Source organism: Pseudomonas sp. P4_B4 (assembly GCF_056402255.1).
In genome coordinates, this window is the sequence record NZ_JBFUHS010000020.1 from 12601 (window position 1) to 29792 (window position 17192).

At 59.9% G+C, this 17192-nt stretch carries 15 protein-coding genes and 1 pseudogene; 7 read left to right on the forward strand and 9 right to left on the reverse strand.

Annotated elements, in window-relative coordinates:
- Positions 1-5 precede the first annotated feature (5 nt).
- The gene (gene pcaD / locus AC1DVE_RS20115; protein ID WP_223459350.1) at positions 6-797 is read left to right on the forward strand and encodes a 3-oxoadipate enol-lactonase; all 792 of its coding nucleotides are present in this window, start codon (positions 6-8) and stop codon (positions 795-797) included.
- A 10-nt stretch (positions 798-807) separates the two neighbouring features.
- Entirely contained in the window at positions 808-1200 is a 393-nt protein-coding gene (gene pcaC / locus AC1DVE_RS20120) for a 4-carboxymuconolactone decarboxylase (RefSeq protein WP_223459348.1), read from the forward strand.
- Between the two features lie 161 nt (positions 1201-1361).
- Here pcaC and AC1DVE_RS20125 read toward each other — a convergent pair whose 3' ends face one another.
- Complete coding sequence (locus tag AC1DVE_RS20125) at positions 1362-2621, reverse strand: OprD family porin (protein ID WP_223459346.1); 1260 nt, start codon at positions 2619-2621, stop codon at positions 1362-1364.
- A 414-nt stretch (positions 2622-3035) separates the two neighbouring features.
- Here AC1DVE_RS20125 and AC1DVE_RS20130 point away from each other — a divergent pair, with 414 nt between their 5' ends.
- Both AC1DVE_RS20130 and AC1DVE_RS20135 read left to right on the forward strand, forming a co-directional pair.
- Complete coding sequence (locus AC1DVE_RS20130; protein WP_223459344.1) at positions 3036-3587, forward strand: hypothetical protein; 552 nt, start codon at positions 3036-3038, stop codon at positions 3585-3587.
- 168 nt (positions 3588-3755) lie between these two features.
- Positions 3756-3900 (forward strand): annotated as a pseudogene (locus tag AC1DVE_RS20135) (cystathionine beta-synthase); the annotation flags it as partial.
- 136 nt (positions 3901-4036) lie between these two features.
- On the opposite strand, the gene emhC reads toward AC1DVE_RS20135, so the two are convergent.
- Genes emhC through AC1DVE_RS20150 form a run of 3 tightly spaced genes read right to left on the reverse strand, consistent with a single transcriptional unit; the run spans position 4037 to position 9819 of the window.
- The gene (emhC, locus tag AC1DVE_RS20140) at positions 4037-5497 is read right to left on the reverse strand and encodes an efflux RND transporter outer membrane subunit EmhC (RefSeq protein ID WP_223459342.1); all 1461 of its coding nucleotides are present in this window, start codon (positions 5495-5497) and stop codon (positions 4037-4039) included.
- Positions 5497-8658: an efflux RND transporter permease subunit EmhB gene (gene emhB / locus AC1DVE_RS20145; RefSeq protein ID WP_223459340.1), complete on the reverse strand. Its 3162-nt coding sequence runs from the start codon at positions 8656-8658 to the stop codon at positions 5497-5499. The genes emhC and emhB overlap by 1 nt, the downstream gene beginning before the upstream one ends.
- 3 nt (positions 8659-8661) lie before the next feature.
- Positions 8662-9819, reverse strand: a complete 1158-nt coding sequence (locus AC1DVE_RS20150) for an efflux RND transporter periplasmic adaptor subunit (protein WP_223459338.1) — start codon at positions 9817-9819, stop codon at positions 8662-8664.
- Positions 9820-10096: 277 nt separating this feature from the next.
- Here AC1DVE_RS20150 and emhR point away from each other — a divergent pair, with 277 nt between their 5' ends.
- Positions 10097-10729, forward strand: coding sequence for an efflux system transcriptional repressor EmhR (gene emhR / locus AC1DVE_RS20155; protein ID WP_223459336.1), 633 nt, complete (start codon positions 10097-10099; stop codon positions 10727-10729).
- A 272-nt stretch (positions 10730-11001) separates the two neighbouring features.
- Here the strand turns inward: emhR and AC1DVE_RS20160 are convergent, their stop codons facing one another.
- The 3 genes from AC1DVE_RS20160 to AC1DVE_RS20170 all read right to left on the reverse strand — a co-directional run bounded on the left by AC1DVE_RS20160 (position 11002) and on the right by AC1DVE_RS20170 (position 13640).
- Complete coding sequence (locus tag AC1DVE_RS20160) at positions 11002-12051, reverse strand: alkene reductase (protein WP_223459334.1); 1050 nt, start codon at positions 12049-12051, stop codon at positions 11002-11004.
- 21 nt (positions 12052-12072) lie between these two features.
- On the reverse strand, positions 12073-13242 hold the full coding sequence (locus AC1DVE_RS20165; protein ID WP_223459332.1) for an MFS transporter: 1170 nt from the start codon (positions 13240-13242) through the stop codon (positions 12073-12075).
- A 95-nt stretch (positions 13243-13337) separates the two neighbouring features.
- Positions 13338-13640: an ArsR/SmtB family transcription factor gene (locus AC1DVE_RS20170; protein WP_008019443.1), complete on the reverse strand. Its 303-nt coding sequence runs from the start codon at positions 13638-13640 to the stop codon at positions 13338-13340.
- A gap of 170 nt (positions 13641-13810) precedes the next feature.
- On the opposite strand from AC1DVE_RS20170, the gene AC1DVE_RS20175 reads away from it, so the two are divergent.
- The gene (locus tag AC1DVE_RS20175; protein ID WP_223444391.1) at positions 13811-14389 is read left to right on the forward strand and encodes an acyl carrier protein phosphodiesterase; all 579 of its coding nucleotides are present in this window, start codon (positions 13811-13813) and stop codon (positions 14387-14389) included.
- Between the two features lie 61 nt (positions 14390-14450).
- On the opposite strand, the gene AC1DVE_RS20180 is transcribed toward AC1DVE_RS20175, so the two are convergent.
- Together AC1DVE_RS20180 and olsB are read right to left on the reverse strand one after the other, a co-directional pair.
- Positions 14451-15242 carry a lysophospholipid acyltransferase family protein gene (locus AC1DVE_RS20180; RefSeq protein ID WP_223459330.1) on the reverse strand — a complete coding sequence of 264 codons (792 nt, stop codon included), beginning with the start codon at positions 15240-15242 and terminating at the stop codon, positions 14451-14453.
- Positions 15242-15997: an L-ornithine N(alpha)-acyltransferase gene (olsB, locus tag AC1DVE_RS20185; RefSeq protein ID WP_057400777.1), complete on the reverse strand. Its 756-nt coding sequence runs from the start codon at positions 15995-15997 to the stop codon at positions 15242-15244. Before olsB ends, AC1DVE_RS20180 begins: the two co-directional genes overlap by 1 nt.
- 155 nt (positions 15998-16152) lie before the next feature.
- Here olsB and AC1DVE_RS20190 point away from each other — a divergent pair, with 155 nt between their 5' ends.
- A complete protein-coding gene (locus AC1DVE_RS20190) occupies positions 16153-17040 on the forward strand; it encodes an acyl-CoA dehydrogenase (protein ID WP_477784146.1) in 888 nt (295 codons plus the stop codon).
- Positions 17041-17192 lie beyond the last annotated feature (152 nt).

Below are 17192 nucleotides of genomic sequence, written 5' to 3' on the forward strand. Positions count from 1 at the left end.
TTGCTGTGGCTTTTGTACAACTCGCCGAGGGCGAACTGCATTACCAACTCGATGGACCGATCGATGCGCCGGTGCTGGTGCTATCCAACTCCCTGGGCACGGATCTGCACATGTGGGACGCGCAAATCCCGGCGTTCACCGAGCATTTTCGCGTGTTGCGCTTTGACACCCGTGGTCACGGCCAATCGCTGGTGACGCCAGGCCCGTACAGCATCGAGCAACTGGGCCACGACGTGCTGGCATTGCTGGATGCCTTGCACATCGAACGCGCGCATTTCTGCGGATTGTCCATGGGCGGGTTGATCGGCCAGTGGCTGGGTATCAATGCCGGCGAGCGCCTGAATAAACTGATCGTGTGCAACACCGCGGCGAAAATCGGCGATCCATCGGTGTGGAACCCGCGTATCGAAATGGTGCTGCGCGATGGTCAGGCGGCCATGGTTGCCCTGCGCGATGCGTCGATTGCCCGCTGGTTCACCCCGGACTTCTCCGAAGCCAACCCGGCGGCGGCCAAGCAGATTACCGACATGCTCGCGACCACTTCGCCAGAAGGCTATGCGGCCAACTGTGCGGCGGTACGCGATGCCGATTTCCGTGAACAGTTGTCTGCGATCAAGGCGCCGTTGCTGGTGATTGTCGGTAGCGAAGATGCGGTGACGCCACCGTCCGGTGGGCATTTCATTCAAGAGCATGTGCGCGGGGCCGAGTACGCCGAGTTCTACGCAGCGCACTTGTCCAACGTCCAGGCAGGCAATGCGTTCAGCGAGCGCGTGCTGGCGTTTCTGTCGGCTGATTGAGGGTTTTCCTGTGGATGAGAAACAACGTTACGACGAGGGGATGGAAGTCCGCCGCGCGGTCCTTGGCGACGCCCACGTCGACCGCAGCCTGAACGCCCTGACCGAGTTCAACTCGGAGTTCCAGGAGATGATCACCCGCCACGCCTGGGGTGACATTTGGACCCGCCCGGGCCTGCCGCGCCACACCCGCAGTCTGATCACCATCGCCATGCTGATCGGCATGAACCGCGAGGGCGAACTCAAACTGCACCTGCGCGCCGCCGCCAACAACGGCGTCAGCCGTGGCGAGATCAAGGAAGTGATCATGCAGAGTGCAATCTACTGCGGGATTCCGGCGGCCAATGCGACGTTCCACCTGGCCGAGTCGGTGTGGGATGAGTTGGGGGTTGAGTCGCGGGGATAAGCTATTTACCTGTGCGAACGCAGTTTTATAGTCACAGAAGATCCAGTGTGGGAGCGGGCTTGCTCGCGAAAGCGGTTTTTCAGTCGACATCATTGTTGACTGACACTCCCTCTTCGCGAGCAAGTCGGATCGCCGCACCGCCGCTCCCACATTTTTAGTGTTTACAACAAGCTGATCGGATAGCTGATGATCAGGCGGTTTTCATCGAACTCGTTGTTGCTGTAGTCACGGCGCATGGTCGAGTTGCGCCATTTCAGGTTCAGGTCCTTCAGCGCACCGCTTTGCACGGTGTAGCCCAGTTCCGATTCACGCCCCCATTCCTTGCCATCGGTGATGCTGCCGGTGTGCACATTGTCGCCGCTGATATAGCGGTTCATCAGGGTCAAACCCGGCACGCCCAGGGCGGCGAAGTTGTAGTCGTGGCGCACTTGCCAGGATTTCTCCTGGGCGTTGTCGTAGCTGGAGTTGTAGCTATCGTTGGCCAGGGTCCCGCCGCTGGTGCCGTTGACCCGCATCCAGGCATTGTCGCCGGTGAGTTTTTGCAGGCCGACGTAGAACGTGTTGCCGCCGTGCTTGGCCGAAAACAAGCCGTACATTGTTTTGTTGTCCAGCTCGCCGGCCCGGGCGCTGCCGTCATCCTTGCCGTAGAAGAAACCCAGGTTGGCGCCAAGGGTCCAGTCGCCAAGCGGCTGGCTGTGGATCAGATTGATGAATTGCTGGCTGTAGATGTCCTTGAGTTCGGCGTTCCACAGGCCGATCTGGGTGCGCTTGTCGTTGAACACGTACTCACCGCCCTGGAAGTTGAAACGGTCGGAGGTGAACGCGGCTTTGCCGGTCATCGACATGTCGTTCATGCTGCTGTCGTCGCGTGGGCTGTTCTGGCGGAACTGGCCACCGTAGAGCGTCAGGCCATTGATTTCCTTCGAGGTGATCTGGCCGCCACGGAAGGTTTGCGGCAGCGAACGACCGTCGTCCGAACGCAGGATTGGCAACACCGGCATCCACTCGCCGACTTTCACTTCGGTCTGCGACAGCTTGGCCTTGAACGCGACGTTGGTGCGCCCGAAGTTATCCGCCGGGCGACCGTCATGATCCAGCGGCAGCAGTTGGGTACCGCCGGTGCCTTTGCCGCCGTCGAGCTTCACCGAATACAAACCGAGCACATCCATGCCGAACCCGACTGTGCCCTGGGTGAAACCGGACTTGGCGTCGAGGATGAAACTCTGCGTCCATTCTTCAGCCTTGCCCTGGGCCTTGGTCGGGTTGGTGAAGTTGCGGTTGATGTAGAAGTTGCGCAGGTTCAGGTTGACCTTGGCCCCTTCAACAAAACCCGACTCCTCGGCGTAGGCGGGCAGGGCCGCGCTGGCCAGGGCCATGGCGATCAGGCTGGGAACGAAATACTGCGCGGTGGAAGACGTCATGAGCTCGGGTCTCTCTAATTCTTGGGGATGAAGCGGGGTGATGCCACAACCCGGGGTTGCAGACGAATATTCGGAATCAGCACAAAACGAAGCGGGTCAGCCGGTGAGGGCAGGGCGCGGGGGCATGGTGTCGAACCTGTTGTTATTGGTTTTGTGGTTCGGATGGTGCGGGGAATGTACTGGATGGTTCAATCGTAAAAAGCGGGTTTTGGGCGATTATCGAACGAAAGTATAAGCGTTCGCGCAGGTGTGCTTTCGATTTGGCTAATAAGGGCGTGCAAGGGATTAAACAGAATGTTCTGGCTTTGGCGTATGTCAACCTAGTAGATCTGATAGTTGTAAGGGGGAAGGCTGTGGCATAGGTTTAATGTGTTGTTTGGTTGTTGATGATCGCTTGAGATAATGGTGGCCCCTATGGAAGCCTTAAAGAAAAAGATAGTTGTTAAAGAAAATAATGGGCAGGTTGTTGTTGAAGGCGGAAAAATTCCCGTGCTGAATATCCCCGCTGTACGGGGGGTGATAAACGGGAACCTTAAAATTGACGATGGGGACAATATCGATATTGAGTTCCGCGGAGATGGTGAGCGCGAGGAGCTATATTTTTATTGGCAAAGTGAACCTCATTATTTCTTTTTGCTCGCCAAGAAGGTAGGTCCATATACGGAGTTGGCTTTTTGGGGGGATGAATTAAAGGTTGGCTCTCATCAAATAGGATGGGGCGCCAATGAGGTGCAAGCAGAGTTCTTGAGGCACGGCAGTACAGGCTATCCTCAGTCGGAATTGCGTGGTTCGCTTACTGTTATGTTCATTACCGAGCAAGGTGAGTGGGATGTCATTGAGGGGCATTTTAGTTTTAATTATATTGATAACAGCGAGGAGAAGCCGCGGGATGTGGTTTTCTCATGTCCGAATTTTCGATTGAGAGTGCCGAAATCAAAGCGTTTGGAGGCGCGTGGCCAGGCGTGATAAGTGCGTGATGTGGTCGAGCTAAAGCTCTGATCGAAAACCCATGTCATGGAGCACTGGCATGGGTTTTTTCTTACTTGTGAAACAGAACCTCTTACGCGCGATGACGAGGCTTTTTCATCGGCTCGTTCGTCACTGTCTGACACTTATCGTTCGTAGGACGGCATTACCGACTCCTGCACGCTGTTTCTCAAGTTCGAATCGCAGAACCCCGGCGGTTTGATCAAGGTCGCCTGCATCCCGGCGGTACCATCGTCGAGGCAACTGTGCTGGCAACACCGGCCTGGGTCTGGCCGTGGTCGGCCGCGCCCAGGCGCTGGCTCGGATTTGACGCCAGGTGTGTACGCAACGCCTTTGGGACAGGCATAAAAAATCCGGAATCCTCGGTGGGATTCCGGATTTTCGTGAGCCTCAAGGATCAGTCAAACATCCTTGCGAGCGCATGCCGATCAGAACATCTTCAGCTTCGGTGCTTCTTCTTTCAACGGCTCGTTCTTCGCCGTCTGTTCGTTCCAGCCACCACCCAGGGCCTTGTACAGGTTGACCTGGCTGACCAGCTGCGCCAGACGGTCGGTGATCAGCACCTGTTGTGCACTGAACAGCTGACGCTGGGCATCGAGGAAGGTCAGGTTGCTGTCGACCCCGATGCGGTAACGACGCTCGGCCAGGCGGTAGTAGTCCTGGTTGGCACTGACGAAATCTTTCTGTGCCTGCAACTGCTGGACGTAGGTCTGGCGCGCGGCCAGGCCGTCGGCGACTTCCTGGAAGGCCGTTTGAATGGACTTCTCGTAGTTCGCCACGCCGATGTCTTTCTGGATTTTCGAGTAATCCAGGCTGGCGCTCAGGGCGCCGGCGTTGAAGATCGGCAGGTTGATCTGCGGCTGGAACAGCCACGTGCCCGAACCACCCTTGAACAGACCGGACAGGTCCGGGCTCAAGGTCCCCGCATTGGCCGTGAGGCTGATGCTCGGGAAGAACGCAGCCCGCGCCGCGCCGATGTTGGCGTTGGCGGCCTTGAGGTTGTACTCGGCCTGAAGGATGTCCGGACGACGATGCAGCAGGTCCGACGGCAGGCCGGGCGGAACGTCGCTCAGCAGGTCGTCGTCAAGCGGTTTGGCCGCTTGCAGGTTGGCCGGGACGCCGGTGCCGAGCAGCAGTACCAGGATGTTCTCGTCCTGGGCGACCTGACGGGTGTACTTGGCCAGTTGCGCACGGGCGTTTTCCACCGAGGTGCGCGACTGCGCCAGGTCCAGGGCCGAAGCGACGCCGACTTCGTTGCTGCGGGCGGTGAGCTTGTAGCTCTCCTCGAAGGCGGCCAGGGTGTCCTGGGTCAGCTTGTACAGTTCCTTGTCGGCCTGCCAGGTCAGGTAGGCATTGGCCACGCTGGCCACCAGGCTGATCTGCGTGCTGCGGCGGCCTTCTTCGGTGGCGAAGTACTTCTGCAGCGCCTCTTCGTTCAGGCTGCGAACCCGACCGAACAGGTCGAGTTCATAGGCGCTGACACCAACCGTTGCCGAGTAGGAACTGGTGATGCCGGCTTGACCGGTCTGCGAAGCGTCAGTCGGAACGCGCTGACGGCTGCCGGTGCCGTTGGCCGAGACGGCCGGGAACAGATCGGCACGGGAGATGCGGTACTGAGCCGCAAACGCGTCGATGTTCAGGGCCGCGACACGCAGGTCACGGTTGTTTTCCAGGGCAACCTGGATCAGCTGTTGCAGCGCCGGGTCATGGAAAAACTGCTTCCAGCCCTGCTCGGCAGCCGCTTGCGCCGGTGCCTGGGCCGGCGAGTACGCCAGGCCTTGCGGGTACTGGCCCGCCACCGGTGCTTCGGGTTGCTGATAATCAGGTATCAGCGAGCAGCCACCGAGCACGAAGGCGGCGACTGCCAGGGAGAGTAGCGACTTGCTCATTAGCCAGCCTCTTTAGGAGTTTCAGTAGCGTCATCCTGGTCGGCGATTTTGCGCTGGCCTATGGACGACACGGTGACGAAGAACAGCGGGACCCAGAAGATCGCCAGCACCGTCGCCGTGATCATACCGCCGATCACACCGGTACCGATTGCATGCTGGCTACCGGAACCTGCGCCCGTGGATATCGCCAGTGGTACCACACCGAGAACGAAGGCGAGCGAGGTCATGATGATCGGTCGCAGACGCATGCGGCACGCCTCAATCGCCGCATCGCGCAGGCTACGCCCTTGTTCGTGCAGTTCCTTGGCAAATTCGACAATCAGAATGGCGTTTTTCGCCGCCAGACCGATAGTCGTCAACAAACCTACCTGGAAGTACACGTCGTTGGACAAACCGCGCAGGCTGGTGGCCATCAGTGCACCGATGATCCCCAGCGGTACCACCAACATCACCGCGATCGGAATCGACCAGCTTTCATACAACGCCGCCAGACACAGGAACACCATCAGCAGCGACAGGGCGTACAGCGCCGGTGCTTGCGAACCGGACAGACGTTCTTCGTACGACAGGCCGGTCCAGGAAATACCGACACCCGCCGGCAGTTTCTTGGCAATGGCTTCGACTTCGAGCATGGCTTCACCGGTGGAGTAACCCGGTGCCGGGGCGCCGAGGATTTCCATCGCTTCCACGCCGTTGTAGCGGGCCAGTTTCGGCGAACCGTAAATCCACTCGCCCTTGGCGAACGCCGAGAACGGAACCATGGTGCCGACGCTATTGCGCACGTACCACTTCTGCAGGTCTTCGGGGCCCATTCGAGCGCCTGGCTGGCCTTGCACGTAAACCTTCTTCACCCGACCACGGTCGATGAAGTCGTTGACGTAGCTACTGCCCAGGGCAATCGACAGGGTGTTGTTGATGTCGGCGATGGTAATGCCCAGGGCACTGGCCTTCTCGTCATCGATTTCCAGCTGGTATTGCGGTTCGTCGTTCAGGCCGTTCGGACGCACCTGGGTCAGAATCTTGCTTTGCGCAGCCATGCCGAGGAACTGGTTGCGCGCTTGCATCAGTTTTTCGTGGCCGATACCGGCGCGGTCCTGCAGGAACACGTCGAAACCGGTGGCGTTACCCAGTTCCAGTACCGCCGGTGGCGCGAACGCGAACACCATGGCATCGCGGAAGGTGAAGAAGTGCTGCTGGGCACGGGCCGCCACCTTGAACACGTTGTTGTCGGCGTTACGTTCGTCCCACGGTCTGAGCATGATGAATGCCATACCCGAACTCTGGCCACGGCCGGCGAAGTTGAAGCCGGTCACGGTAAACACCGAGTTCACCGCATCACCTTCGCCGCCATCCTTGCCAGGGCGCAGCAGGAATTCACGCATCTCGTCCACAACCACTTGGGTGCGCTGGGACGTCGAACCGGCCGGGGTTTGCACCTGGGCGAACAGTACACCCTGGTCTTCTTCAGGCAGGAACGCCGTTGGAATGCGGGCGAACAGCCAGATCATGCCAACCACGATCAGCAGGTACGCCAGCAGATACGGGATCTTGCGCTGCAGGATATTGCCGACACCGCGTTCGTAGCTGCGAACGCCGCGGTCGAAATTGCGGTTGAACCAGCCAAAGAAACCGCGTTTCGGGGTGCCGTGCTCGCCTTTCGGAATTGGCTTGAGCATGGTGGCGCAGAGCGCCGGGGTGAAGATCAGTGCAACCAGTACCGACAGGGCCATGGCCGAGACGATGGTGATCGAGAACTGCTTGTAGATCACACCGGTGGAACCGCTGAAGAACGCCATGGGCAGCAGCACCGCCGACAACACCAGGGCAATACCCACCAGTGCGCCCTGGATCTGGCCCATGGATTTCTTGGTGGCTTCCTTGGGTGACAGGCCTTCTTCGCTCATCACCCGTTCGACGTTTTCCACCACGACGATGGCGTCGTCCACCAGCAAGCCGATGGCCAGCACCATGCCGAACATGGTCAGGGTGTTGATGCTGAAACCGGCTGCCGCGAGGATGCCGAACGTACCGAGCAATACCACCGGCACGGTCATCGTGGTGATGATGGTGGCACGGAAGTTCTGCAGGAACAGGAACATCACCAGGAACACCAGCGCGACCGCTTCGACCAGGGTGTGAACCACGCCCCTGATCGATTCCGTTACTACCGGAGTGGTGTCATATGGGAACACCACTTCCATCCCTTGTGGGAAGAACGGCTTGAGGCTGTCGATGGTCGTGCGCAGGGCCTTGGCGGTATCCAGAGCGTTGGCACCGGTGGCCAGTTTCACCGCCAGGCCGGAAGCCGGCGCGCCGTTGAACTGGGCGTTGATGCTGTAGTTCTCACCACCCAGACCGACTTCGGCGACATCTTTCAAGCGAACCTGGGAACCGTCCTTGTTGACCTTGAGCAGGATCTTGTCGAATTGCTCAGCGGTCTGCAGGCGGGTCTTGCCGATGATCGTCGCGTTCAGCTGGGTGCCGGGCAGGGCAGGCAGGCCGCCGAGCTGGCCGGACGACACCTGGACGTTTTGCGCAGCGATGGCAGTCTTGACGTCGATCGGGGTCAGGTTGTAGTTGTTCAACTTGGCCGGGTCGAGCCAGATACGCATGGCGTACTGGGAACCGAACACCTGGAAGTCGCCGACACCAGCGGTCCGCGAGATCGGGTCCTGCATGTTCGACACGATGTAGTTGGACAGGTCGTCCTTGGTCATGCTGCCGTCACGCGACACCACGCCGATCACCAACAGGAAGTTCTTCACCGCCTTGGTGACGCGGATACCTTGCTGTTGCACTTCTTGCGGCAGCAGCGGGGTGGCCAGGTTCAGCTTGTTCTGGACCTGAACCTGCGCGGTGTCGGAGTTGGTGCCTTGCTCGAAGGTCGCGGTAATGGTCATGGTGCCGTCGGAGTTACTTTCCGACGAGACATAACGCAGGTTGTCGATACCGTTGAGCTGTTGCTCGATCACCTGAACCACGGTGTCCTGAACCGTTTGTGCCGAAGCACCCGGGTAGGCCACGGAGATGGCGATCGCTGGAGGTGCAATGCTCGGGTACTGGTTGATCGGCAACCGGAGGATCGATAGTGCCCCGACCAACATGATCACCAGGGCAATTACCCAGGCGAAAATCGGACGGTCGATAAAAAATTTCGACATGGTTTACTCCCCTTTGCCGCCAGAGGCTTTATCAGCTGCCTGGGCGGGGGCCGGGTTCGTTACGGCTACGTTGGTCGCTTCACTGGCCTTGACTTCGACGCCAGGTTTGACGAATTGCAGACCTTCGGTGATCAGGCGATCGCCAGCCTTCAGGCCGTCTTCGATCAGCCATTGATTGCCGACGGTGCGGTTGGCCTTGAGTTGGCGCAGTTCGACCTTGTTGTCCGGGCCGACAACCAGTGCGGTCGGGGTACCCTTGAGGTCGCGGGTCACGCCTTGCTGCGGGGCCAGGATCGCCGCGCTGTTCACACCGGCCAGCAACTTGGCGTGCACGAACATGCCAGGCAGAAGGGTGTGGTCAGGGTTCGGGAAAATGGCACGCAGGGTGACGGAACCGGTGGTCTGGTCAACCGAGATTTCGGAAAATTCCAGCTTGCCGTCCAGCTTGTACTCGCTGCCGTCTTCAAGGGTCAGCTTGACCGAGGCTGTGTTGTCGCCAGCCTTTTGCAAGCGACCGCTTTCCAGCTCACGGCGCAGTTGCAACAGCTCGACCGAGGACTGCGTCACGTCGACGTAGATCGGGTCGATCTGCTGAATCACCGCCATCGCGTCGACCTGGGCATTGCTGACCAGCGCGCCTTCGGTCACCGAGGAACGGCCGATGCGGCCGGTCAGCGGGGCATAGACCTTGGTGTAGCGCACGTTGATCTGTGCGGTTTGCAGCGCGGCTTCCGATTGCAGGCGGTTGGCCACGGCGGTGTCGTATTCCTGACGGCTTACGGCTTGTTCGTCGACCAGTTGCTTGTAGCGGTCGGAAATCGACTTGGTCGAACGCAGGTTGGCTTCGGCGCTGGCAAGCGTTGCTTCATAGATCGACGGGTCGATCTGATAGAGCTGCTGGCCGGCCTTGACGTCACTGCCTTCCTTGAACTGGCGCTTGAGAATGATGCCGTTGACCTGCGGGCGGACTTCGGCAATGCGGAACGCACTGGTACGGCCGGGCAGATCGGATGTCAGGGTGAAAGCTTGCGGTTGCAGAGTCACGACGCCGACCTGAGGCGGTGGGGCGGCCGGTGCTGCCTCTTCCTTTTTGCATCCGCTGAGTAGCGATGCCAGGGCGACGGCGGCGACCAGAGCGGTAACAGCTGGCTTGAATTGCATGAAAATCCTCGGGTCAGGCGCGCAAGGAGCGCACTAGAAAGGTGGAAGGTTGAAAAGTGTTTGCCGAGTGGATAAGTAGCTTGCTAAGGAATATACTTACGTACATGGCTGTTTGTAAATACCCAGGCTGCGTATCAATGTCGCTACACGGGCCGTTACACAAGCCGTTGAAAGGTTGGAATTGTAGGCCGGGGACGCCCCCCCAGAACGTTCGCCCCACTTTTATTCAGCCGATGTTCAGGCATCGCTGAAGCACCCTGATTGAGGTTGTACTGCCATGGTCCGTCGTACCAAAGAGGAAGCTCAGGAAACCCGCGCGCAAATTCTCGTGGCGGCCGAAAAGGCCTTTTTCGAGCGAGGCGTGGCGCGCACGACCCTGGCGGACATCGCGACCCTGGCCGGCGTCACTCGAGGGGCCATTTACTGGCATTTCAGCAACAAGGCGGATCTGGTGCAGGCCATGCTCGACACCCTGCATGAGCCGCTGGAAGAAATGGCCAAGGCCAGCGAGAGCGAAGACGAACTCGATCCCCTGGGCTGCATGCGCAAGCTGTTGATTCATTTGTTTCATCAAATTGCGCTGGACCCGAAAACCCGACGCATTAATGAGATTCTTTTTCATAAGTGCGAATTCACCGATGAAATGTGCGACCTGCGCCAACAACGGGTGTCAGCCAGCCTCGAATGCAATGTGCGGATCGGCCTGGCCCTGAGTAATGCAGTGAATCGCGGCCAGTTGCCGGAAAACCTCGACACCGCCCGCGCCGCCATCAGCTTGCATGCTTATATTGACGGCATCCTGTACCAGTGGTTGCTGACCCCCGACAGTTTTGAATTGCACACCGAAGCCGAGCGTTGGGTCGATACCGGGCTGGATCTGTTGCGCTTTAGCCCCAGCCTGCGCAAATAAAGCAAAATGCGTAATCGGCGTCTTGTGTGTCAACCGTTGAAGCCGAAGATGAACAGTTCTTCACGCGCCCTTCGACAATGGGGTGCTTTTATATACTTACACTCGGCAGGTTGACAGGTAGCAAGCTCAGTAATTTGTAGGAATATTGTGTCGAGTCTGTGAGAAGGCCATATATCGCCCTTGTGGGCATGGACAATTCCACACTATGTTGTCAGCAACTAAAAAGCCCCGGCTCTTTCGAGTCGGGGCTTTTGCGTTTCAGCCATTACTGATTACAGCGTCGGGTAGTCGATGTAGCCAACCGGGCCCTTGGCGTAGAACAGTTCCGGGCGCGCTTCGTTCAGCGGCGCGTCAGCCTGCAAACGTGCTGGCAGGTCAGGGTTGGCAATGAAGGGTACGCCGAAGGCGACTGCATCGGCCTTGCCACTGGCGAGCAACGCGTTGGCGCTGTCCTTGGTGAAACGCTCGTTGGCAATGTAAGGGCCGCCGAAGGCTTCCTTGAGTTGTGAGCCGAGGCTGTCGGCACCTTCTTTCTCCCGCGAGCAGATGAAGGCAATGCCACGCTTGCCCAGTTCGCGAGCGACGTAGGTGAAGGTTTCGGCCAGGTTGTCGTCACCCATGTCATGCAAGTCGGCGCGTGGCGACAGGTGCACGCCCACACGGCCGGCGCCCCAGATTTCGATGGCGGCATCGGTCACTTCCAGCAGCAGGCGGCCACGGTTTTCCAGGGAGCCGCCGTAGTTGTCGGTGCGCTGGTTGGTGCTGCTTTGCAGGAACTGGTCGAGCAGGTAACCGTTGGCGGCATGGATTTCCACACCGTCGAAGCCGGCGGCCTTGGCGTTCTCGGCACCGACGCGGTAAGCGTCGACGATGTCGGCGATTTCAGCGATTTCCAGGGCGCGCGGCACAGGGAAGTCGGCCAGCGGACGCACCAGGCTGACGTGGCCCTTGGGCTGGATGGCGCTTGGGGCGACCGGGGCTTCATCGTTCAGGTACAAACCGTGGGAAATGCGCCCCACGTGCCACAGTTGCAGGAAAATCTTGCCGCCCGCTCCATGGATCGCCTTGGTCACGTTGGACCAGCCACGCACCTGATCGTTGGACCAGATGCCCGGGGTGTCAGGGTAGCCGACGCCCATTGGCGTCACCGAAGTGGCCTCGCTGAGGATCAGGCCGGCGGAGGCGCGTTGCACGTAGTACTCGGCCATCAGCGCGTTGGGCACGCGACCTTCGTCGGCGCGGCAGCGGGTCAGTGGCGCCATGATGATGCGGTTGGCCAACTCGAGGTCGCCCAGTTTGATCGGATCGAAAATAGTCGTCATTTAGTGGCTCTCTTTTGGAGATCAGTTAGAAGTAGCTGGGGCCAGATCGGGATTGCCGCTCTGACGGAAAGTAATCAGGGTCACCAGCAGGGCGAGTACCGCCAGTACGGCTGCCGCGAGCGGCACGCTGGTCAGGCCGAAGCCGTGGGCGATCACGCTGCCGCCGACCCAGGCACCCAAGGCGTTGCCGATGTTGAAAGCGCCGATGTTCAGGGTCGACACCAGGTTCGGTGCGGCCTTGCCGAAGGTCACCACGTTCACTTGCAGCGCCGGGACGGCGGCGAAGCACGCGGTGGCCCAGAGGAACAGGGTGATTTCGGTCGGGATCAGCGCGACGCTGGTCCAGGTCAGCACGGTGGACACCACGGCCATGGTGATGAACACGCCGATCAGCGTCGCGGCCATGCCTTTGTCGGCCAGCTTGCCGCCAATGATGTTGCCGACCGTCAGGCCCAGGCCGATGAGCATCAGGGTCCAGGTCACGCCACGGGGCGAGACGCCGGTGACTTCGCCGAGGAGCGGCGCGACATAGGTGAACAGGGTGAATACCGAGGCGGCGAACAGTGCAGTCATGCTCAGGGACAGCCAGATGCCGCCGCCCTTGAGTGCGGCCAGTTCGGCGCGCATGTCGAGTTTTTCTTCATCACGCTTGGCCGGCAGGAAGCGGATCAAACCGATCAGTGCGATCACACCGATCACGGTCACGGCCCAGAAGGTCGAACGCCAGCCGGCTTCCTGACCGAGGGCGGTGCCCAGCGGTACGCCGAGGACGTTGGCCAGGGTCAGGCCGGTGAACATCAATGCCACGGCCGAAGCGCGTTTGTTCGCAGGCACCAGGCCGGCGGCTACCACTGAACCGATACCGAAGAAGGCGCCATGGCACAGGGCGGTAACCACACGGGCGAACATCAGCACGTTGTAGTCGCCGGCCACTGCGCAAAGCAGGTTGCCGACAATGAAAATGCCCATCAACGCCACCAGGGCTGCCTTGCGCGGCAGTTTGGCGGTGGCCAGCGCCATGAACGGCGCGCCGATGGCCACGCCCAGGGCGTAACCGGTCACCAGCCAGCCGGCACCGGGAATCGATACACCGAGGTCAGCTGCCACGTTGGGCAGCAGGCCCATGATGACGAACTCGGTGGTGCCGATGGCGAAGGCGCTCAAGGCCAGGATGAGTAGCGAGAGGGGCATGGGGTAATTCCTTTTTTAGCCGACTGACGTGGGGGGCGTTCTCAATTKGTTTTCCCGGCGCTGTGTGAAAACCAATTGAGAACGCCCCCACAGGGTCAGAGCTCTTTACTGAAGGTTTTGAGGAATTCCTGAATGGTTTCCTCATTTCGTTTGAAGAAGTGCCATTGGCCGACTTTGCGGCTGCTGATCAGGCCGGCGCGTTGCAGGGTAGCCAGGTGTGCGGACACCGTGGACTGCGACAAACCGCAGCGCTGATCGATCTGCCCGGCGCAAACGCCGTGCTCGTTGCTGTGGGACTGGTCGGGAAATTCGACGGTCGGGTCCTTGAGCCAGTGCAGGATGTCTCGCCGTACTGGGTGTGCCAGGGCTTTTATTATTTCGTCGAGATTGATGGTCATGATGTGGGCTCGTGATGTTTAAAACGCTATATCGCGATGAGGCGAACTTTAAATCGGTATTTCGCGATATACAAATATGATTTGGCTCTGACCAGCTCGCATTTCGGTATATCGAGTTATAACGATATGTTGAGTGTAACAAGACAAGAGGGCAGTGCTAAGCTGCGTCCATGAACTATCTCGCACATCTTCACCTCGGTGGCCAGCGTCCCGGCCAATTGCTCGGCAGTCTGTATGGCGATTTCGTCAAGGGACGGCTGCAAGGGCAATTCGCTCCGGAAATCGAGGGGGCTATCCAGTTGCACCGCAGCATCGACGTGTTCACCGATCGCCATCCGCTGGTGGACGTCGCACTGTCGCGTTTCTCCCTGACCCGTCGTCGCTACGCGGGGATCGTGCTCGACGTGTTTTTCGACCATTGCCTGGCCCGGGACTGGGCGCTGTATGCCGACCGGCCTCTGGCGTTGTTCACCTCGGACGTTTACCGGGTGCTGTCCAGCGAACGGCAATTGCCGGAGCGGCTGGCGAAGATTGCGCCGTACATGGTGGCCAATGACTGGTTGGGCTCGTATCAGGAATTCGAAGTGCTGGAGCAGGTATTGCGAGGGATCTCGCGGCGCCTGACCCGGCCGGAAGAGCTGGCGGCGGCGATGCAGGAGTTGCGGCGGTTGTATGAACCGTTGAGCGAGGACTTTCGGTTGTTCTATCCGCAGTTGCAGGATTTTGCCCGGAACTATCCAACACCATAAAACCCATGTGGGAGCGAGCAGGCTCGCTCCCACAGGATACTTCGGTGAATCAAAGATCGCGTCACGCCGCAATAGCAGGGCGCATTGGTGCTCGCTGAGGTTCAACGACAGCCCCAAACAACGCCTTCTGCACCGCCTGCTGCGCCTCGAACGCCAGTGCCGCGCGTTCCCGGCCTTCGCAAGCGATTGGCTTGAGCAGATGAATCTCCACACCGCCACGGTCATTGGCAAACAACCGCATCAGATGCGACAGCAAGTCATCGTCGCCAATGAACGGCGCCAGCGCGCAAGGCTCGCCGTTACGCACATAACGAATCGCCACCGGCTGCATCGCCACTTCGGAATCGATGGCGGCGGACAGCAGGCGACCATGGAAGGTCCGCAGCGAACGGCCATTGGTAGTGGTGCCTTCCGGGAACATCAGCAGGGGGTGTGCCTGTTCCAGGTGACGGGTCATCTGCTTGCGGATCAACTGGCTGTCACCCGAGCCTCGGCGGATAAACAGGCTGCCGGCCTTGGCCGCCAACCAGCCGGCTACTGGCCAGGTGCGCACTTCGGCCTTGGACAGGAACGACAGCGGCGTGAGCATGCCCAGCAGCGGGATGTCGGTCCAGGACACGTGGTTGCTGACCCAGAGCATCGGTGCCTTCGGCAGCTCGCCGTGGACGGTCACGTCAAAGGGCAGGGCGTTGCTCAGGCGGGCCATGAAAAACCGCGACCAGCGCTGACGACGCGCCATCGAATGGGCCAGGCCCAGGCGCTCGAACACTCCGAACACACTGGCCATGCCCAAACCCAGCATCACCACCAGCAGCACTCGCGCGATTCGCGCGTACACCCGTAACCGGCTCATTACACAGCCGCCTTGAAGTGTTTGGCGTAACGCGGGCAGAGCTCGTCGCGCTTGAGCAGGATGAACACGTCGGCGACCTGGAAGTCTTCGTCCCAGCATGGCTCGCCGCAGATCTTCGCGCCCAGGCGCATGTAAGCCTTAAGCAGCGGTGGCATTTCGGCAATCACGTTCGACGGGATGTCCAGGCTCGGCAGCGGGTTTTTAGGCTCGGCGCGCAGATGTTCGGTGCATAGGTAGCGTTCGCGCAGACGCTGCATGATCGCGTGGGCCTGCACGCCGCCATCCTGCATCGGAATGCTCGCGCAACCCATCAGGTAGCTGTAGCCGCCCTGGTTCAGGACTTCGGCCAGTTCGCCCCAGAGCACGGCGATGGTGCCGCCGTTGCGGTAGGCCGGGTCGACGCAGGTGCGACCGATTTCCAGGATCGGGCCTTGCAGGTGCACCAGGCCGTGGAGGCTGAATTCTTCTTCGCTGTAGAACTTGCCCAGGCTGCTGGCAGCCGTGTGGTCGAGCAAACGGGTGGTTGCCACCAGACGCCCGGTATTCAAGTCACGCACGCCGATGTGGGCGCAGTGAACGTCGTAGTCATCCATGTCCAGACCCAGTTCAGCGCCCTTGAGCCTGGCGTTGAATTCGCCACTGAACACGTTGAAGCGCAAGGCCTGGGCTTCCTGCAAAGCCTCGGCACCCACCAGGCGTTCGGCTTGCAGGCGGCGTTCGTTGCCGGTGTCGCTGATGCGGGCGATCTGAGTCATGACGAATCTCCGTGCGGGCTGCTCACCCGTCTTTGGGCTACAGCGAATCGACTTTCTTTGTCTAGCCGTGTTGTGCAAAGTCAGGCTATGTAGCCCCGGTGTCATCGCCATTAAGCTTTGGTGATGCTTATATGACAGCCCTCGAGGAGCCTCTTATGCCCTGGCAAACCCTGTTGAACCGCCGTGATCGCTTACCCGCCAACCCGGATCTGGCCGAAGGTTTCGCGACCTTGTTGCAGCAGTTGGGCACGGTCACGCCGTTCGAATTGGCAGTGCTTGGCGGGCGGTTGATGGCGACACCGGGGTTGGCGTTTCTGGTGGGCTATCAGGCGGCCTTACGCATGCTCTGGCCGAGCGCGCCACTGAGCCTGGGCGCGCTGTGTGCCACCGAACAGCGCAGCCTGCGCCCGGCCGACATGCAAACCCGACTGAGCGGTTTGCGCCTGAGCGGACGCAAGGATTTCGTCACCGCCGGTAATGCCGCCGACTGGCTGCTGGTGGCGGCACGCAGCGAGGAGCCCGGCGCCGATCCACGCTTGAGCCTGGCGGTGATCTATCGCGATGAGCCGGGTGTGCAGGTGGAAAAACTGGCGCTGATCCCGTTGATGCCGGACATCAGCCATGGCCGCTTGTTTCTGGATAACGCGCTGTGCGAGTTGCTGGCGGGGGATGGTTGGGACGCGTACGTCAAACCGTTCCGCACGCTGGAAGACATCTATGTACTGAGCGCCATGACGGCGTGGTTGTATGGCGTCGGCCAAGAATGCGATTGGCCACAAGGCTTGCAATTGCGGTTGCTGGGGTTGCTCGCGGGGTGCTCGGAATCCAGCCGCCAGCCACCGACCCATCCGGCCGGGCATGTGTTACTTGGCGGGTTGTTTGCACAGTTCGATGGGCTCAAGGCTGAGGTGAATGAGGCGCTGGCTGGAGGGCCTCAAGAGTGGGCGACGATGTGGCAGCGGGATCAGGCGGTGATGGAGTTGGCGGCGGGGGCTCGGGGGAAGAGGTTGGCCAAGGCATTGGCGGAATCTTCGTTGAATTGACTGGCCCCTTCGCGAGCAAGCCCGCTCCCACAATGGATCTTTGGTGTGAGCGAGATCTCTGTGGGAGCGGGCTTGCCCGCGAAGACGGACTGATTGGCAGCACAAATTTCTGAACTGTCATCAACCTCGACTAGGCTCAGCAGGTTCAATCT

Excerpts from the sequence above, each read along its gene's own strand:
- AC1DVE_RS20125 (WP_223459346.1), bottom strand. The coding sequence starts at position 2,621 with ATGACGTCTTCCACCGCGCAGTATTTCGTTCCCAGCCTGATCGCCATG.
- AC1DVE_RS20130 (WP_223459344.1), top strand. The coding sequence starts at position 3,036 with ATGGAAGCCTTAAAGAAAAAGATAGTTGTTAAAGAAAATAATGGGCAG.
- emhC (WP_223459342.1), bottom strand. The coding sequence starts at position 5,497 with ATGAGCAAGTCGCTACTCTCCCTGGCAGTCGCCGCCTTCGTGCTCGGT.
- emhB (WP_223459340.1), bottom strand. The coding sequence starts at position 8,658 with ATGTCGAAATTTTTTATCGACCGTCCGATTTTCGCCTGGGTAATTGCC.
- AC1DVE_RS20150 (WP_223459338.1), bottom strand. The coding sequence starts at position 9,819 with ATGCAATTCAAGCCAGCTGTTACCGCTCTGGTCGCCGCCGTCGCCCTG.
- emhR (WP_223459336.1), top strand. The coding sequence starts at position 10,097 with ATGGTCCGTCGTACCAAAGAGGAAGCTCAGGAAACCCGCGCGCAAATT.
- AC1DVE_RS20160 (WP_223459334.1), bottom strand. The coding sequence starts at position 12,051 with ATGACGACTATTTTCGATCCGATCAAACTGGGCGACCTCGAGTTGGCC.
- AC1DVE_RS20165 (WP_223459332.1), bottom strand. The coding sequence starts at position 13,242 with ATGCCCCTCTCGCTACTCATCCTGGCCTTGAGCGCCTTCGCCATCGGC.
- AC1DVE_RS20170 (WP_008019443.1), bottom strand. The coding sequence starts at position 13,640 with ATGACCATCAATCTCGACGAAATAATAAAAGCCCTGGCACACCCAGTA.
- AC1DVE_RS20175 (WP_223444391.1), top strand. The coding sequence starts at position 13,811 with ATGAACTATCTCGCACATCTTCACCTCGGTGGCCAGCGTCCCGGCCAA.
- AC1DVE_RS20180 (WP_223459330.1), bottom strand. The coding sequence starts at position 15,242 with ATGAGCCGGTTACGGGTGTACGCGCGAATCGCGCGAGTGCTGCTGGTG.
- olsB (WP_057400777.1), bottom strand. The coding sequence starts at position 15,997 with ATGACTCAGATCGCCCGCATCAGCGACACCGGCAACGAACGCCGCCTG.
- AC1DVE_RS20190 (WP_477784146.1), top strand. The coding sequence starts at position 16,153 with ATGCCCTGGCAAACCCTGTTGAACCGCCGTGATCGCTTACCCGCCAAC.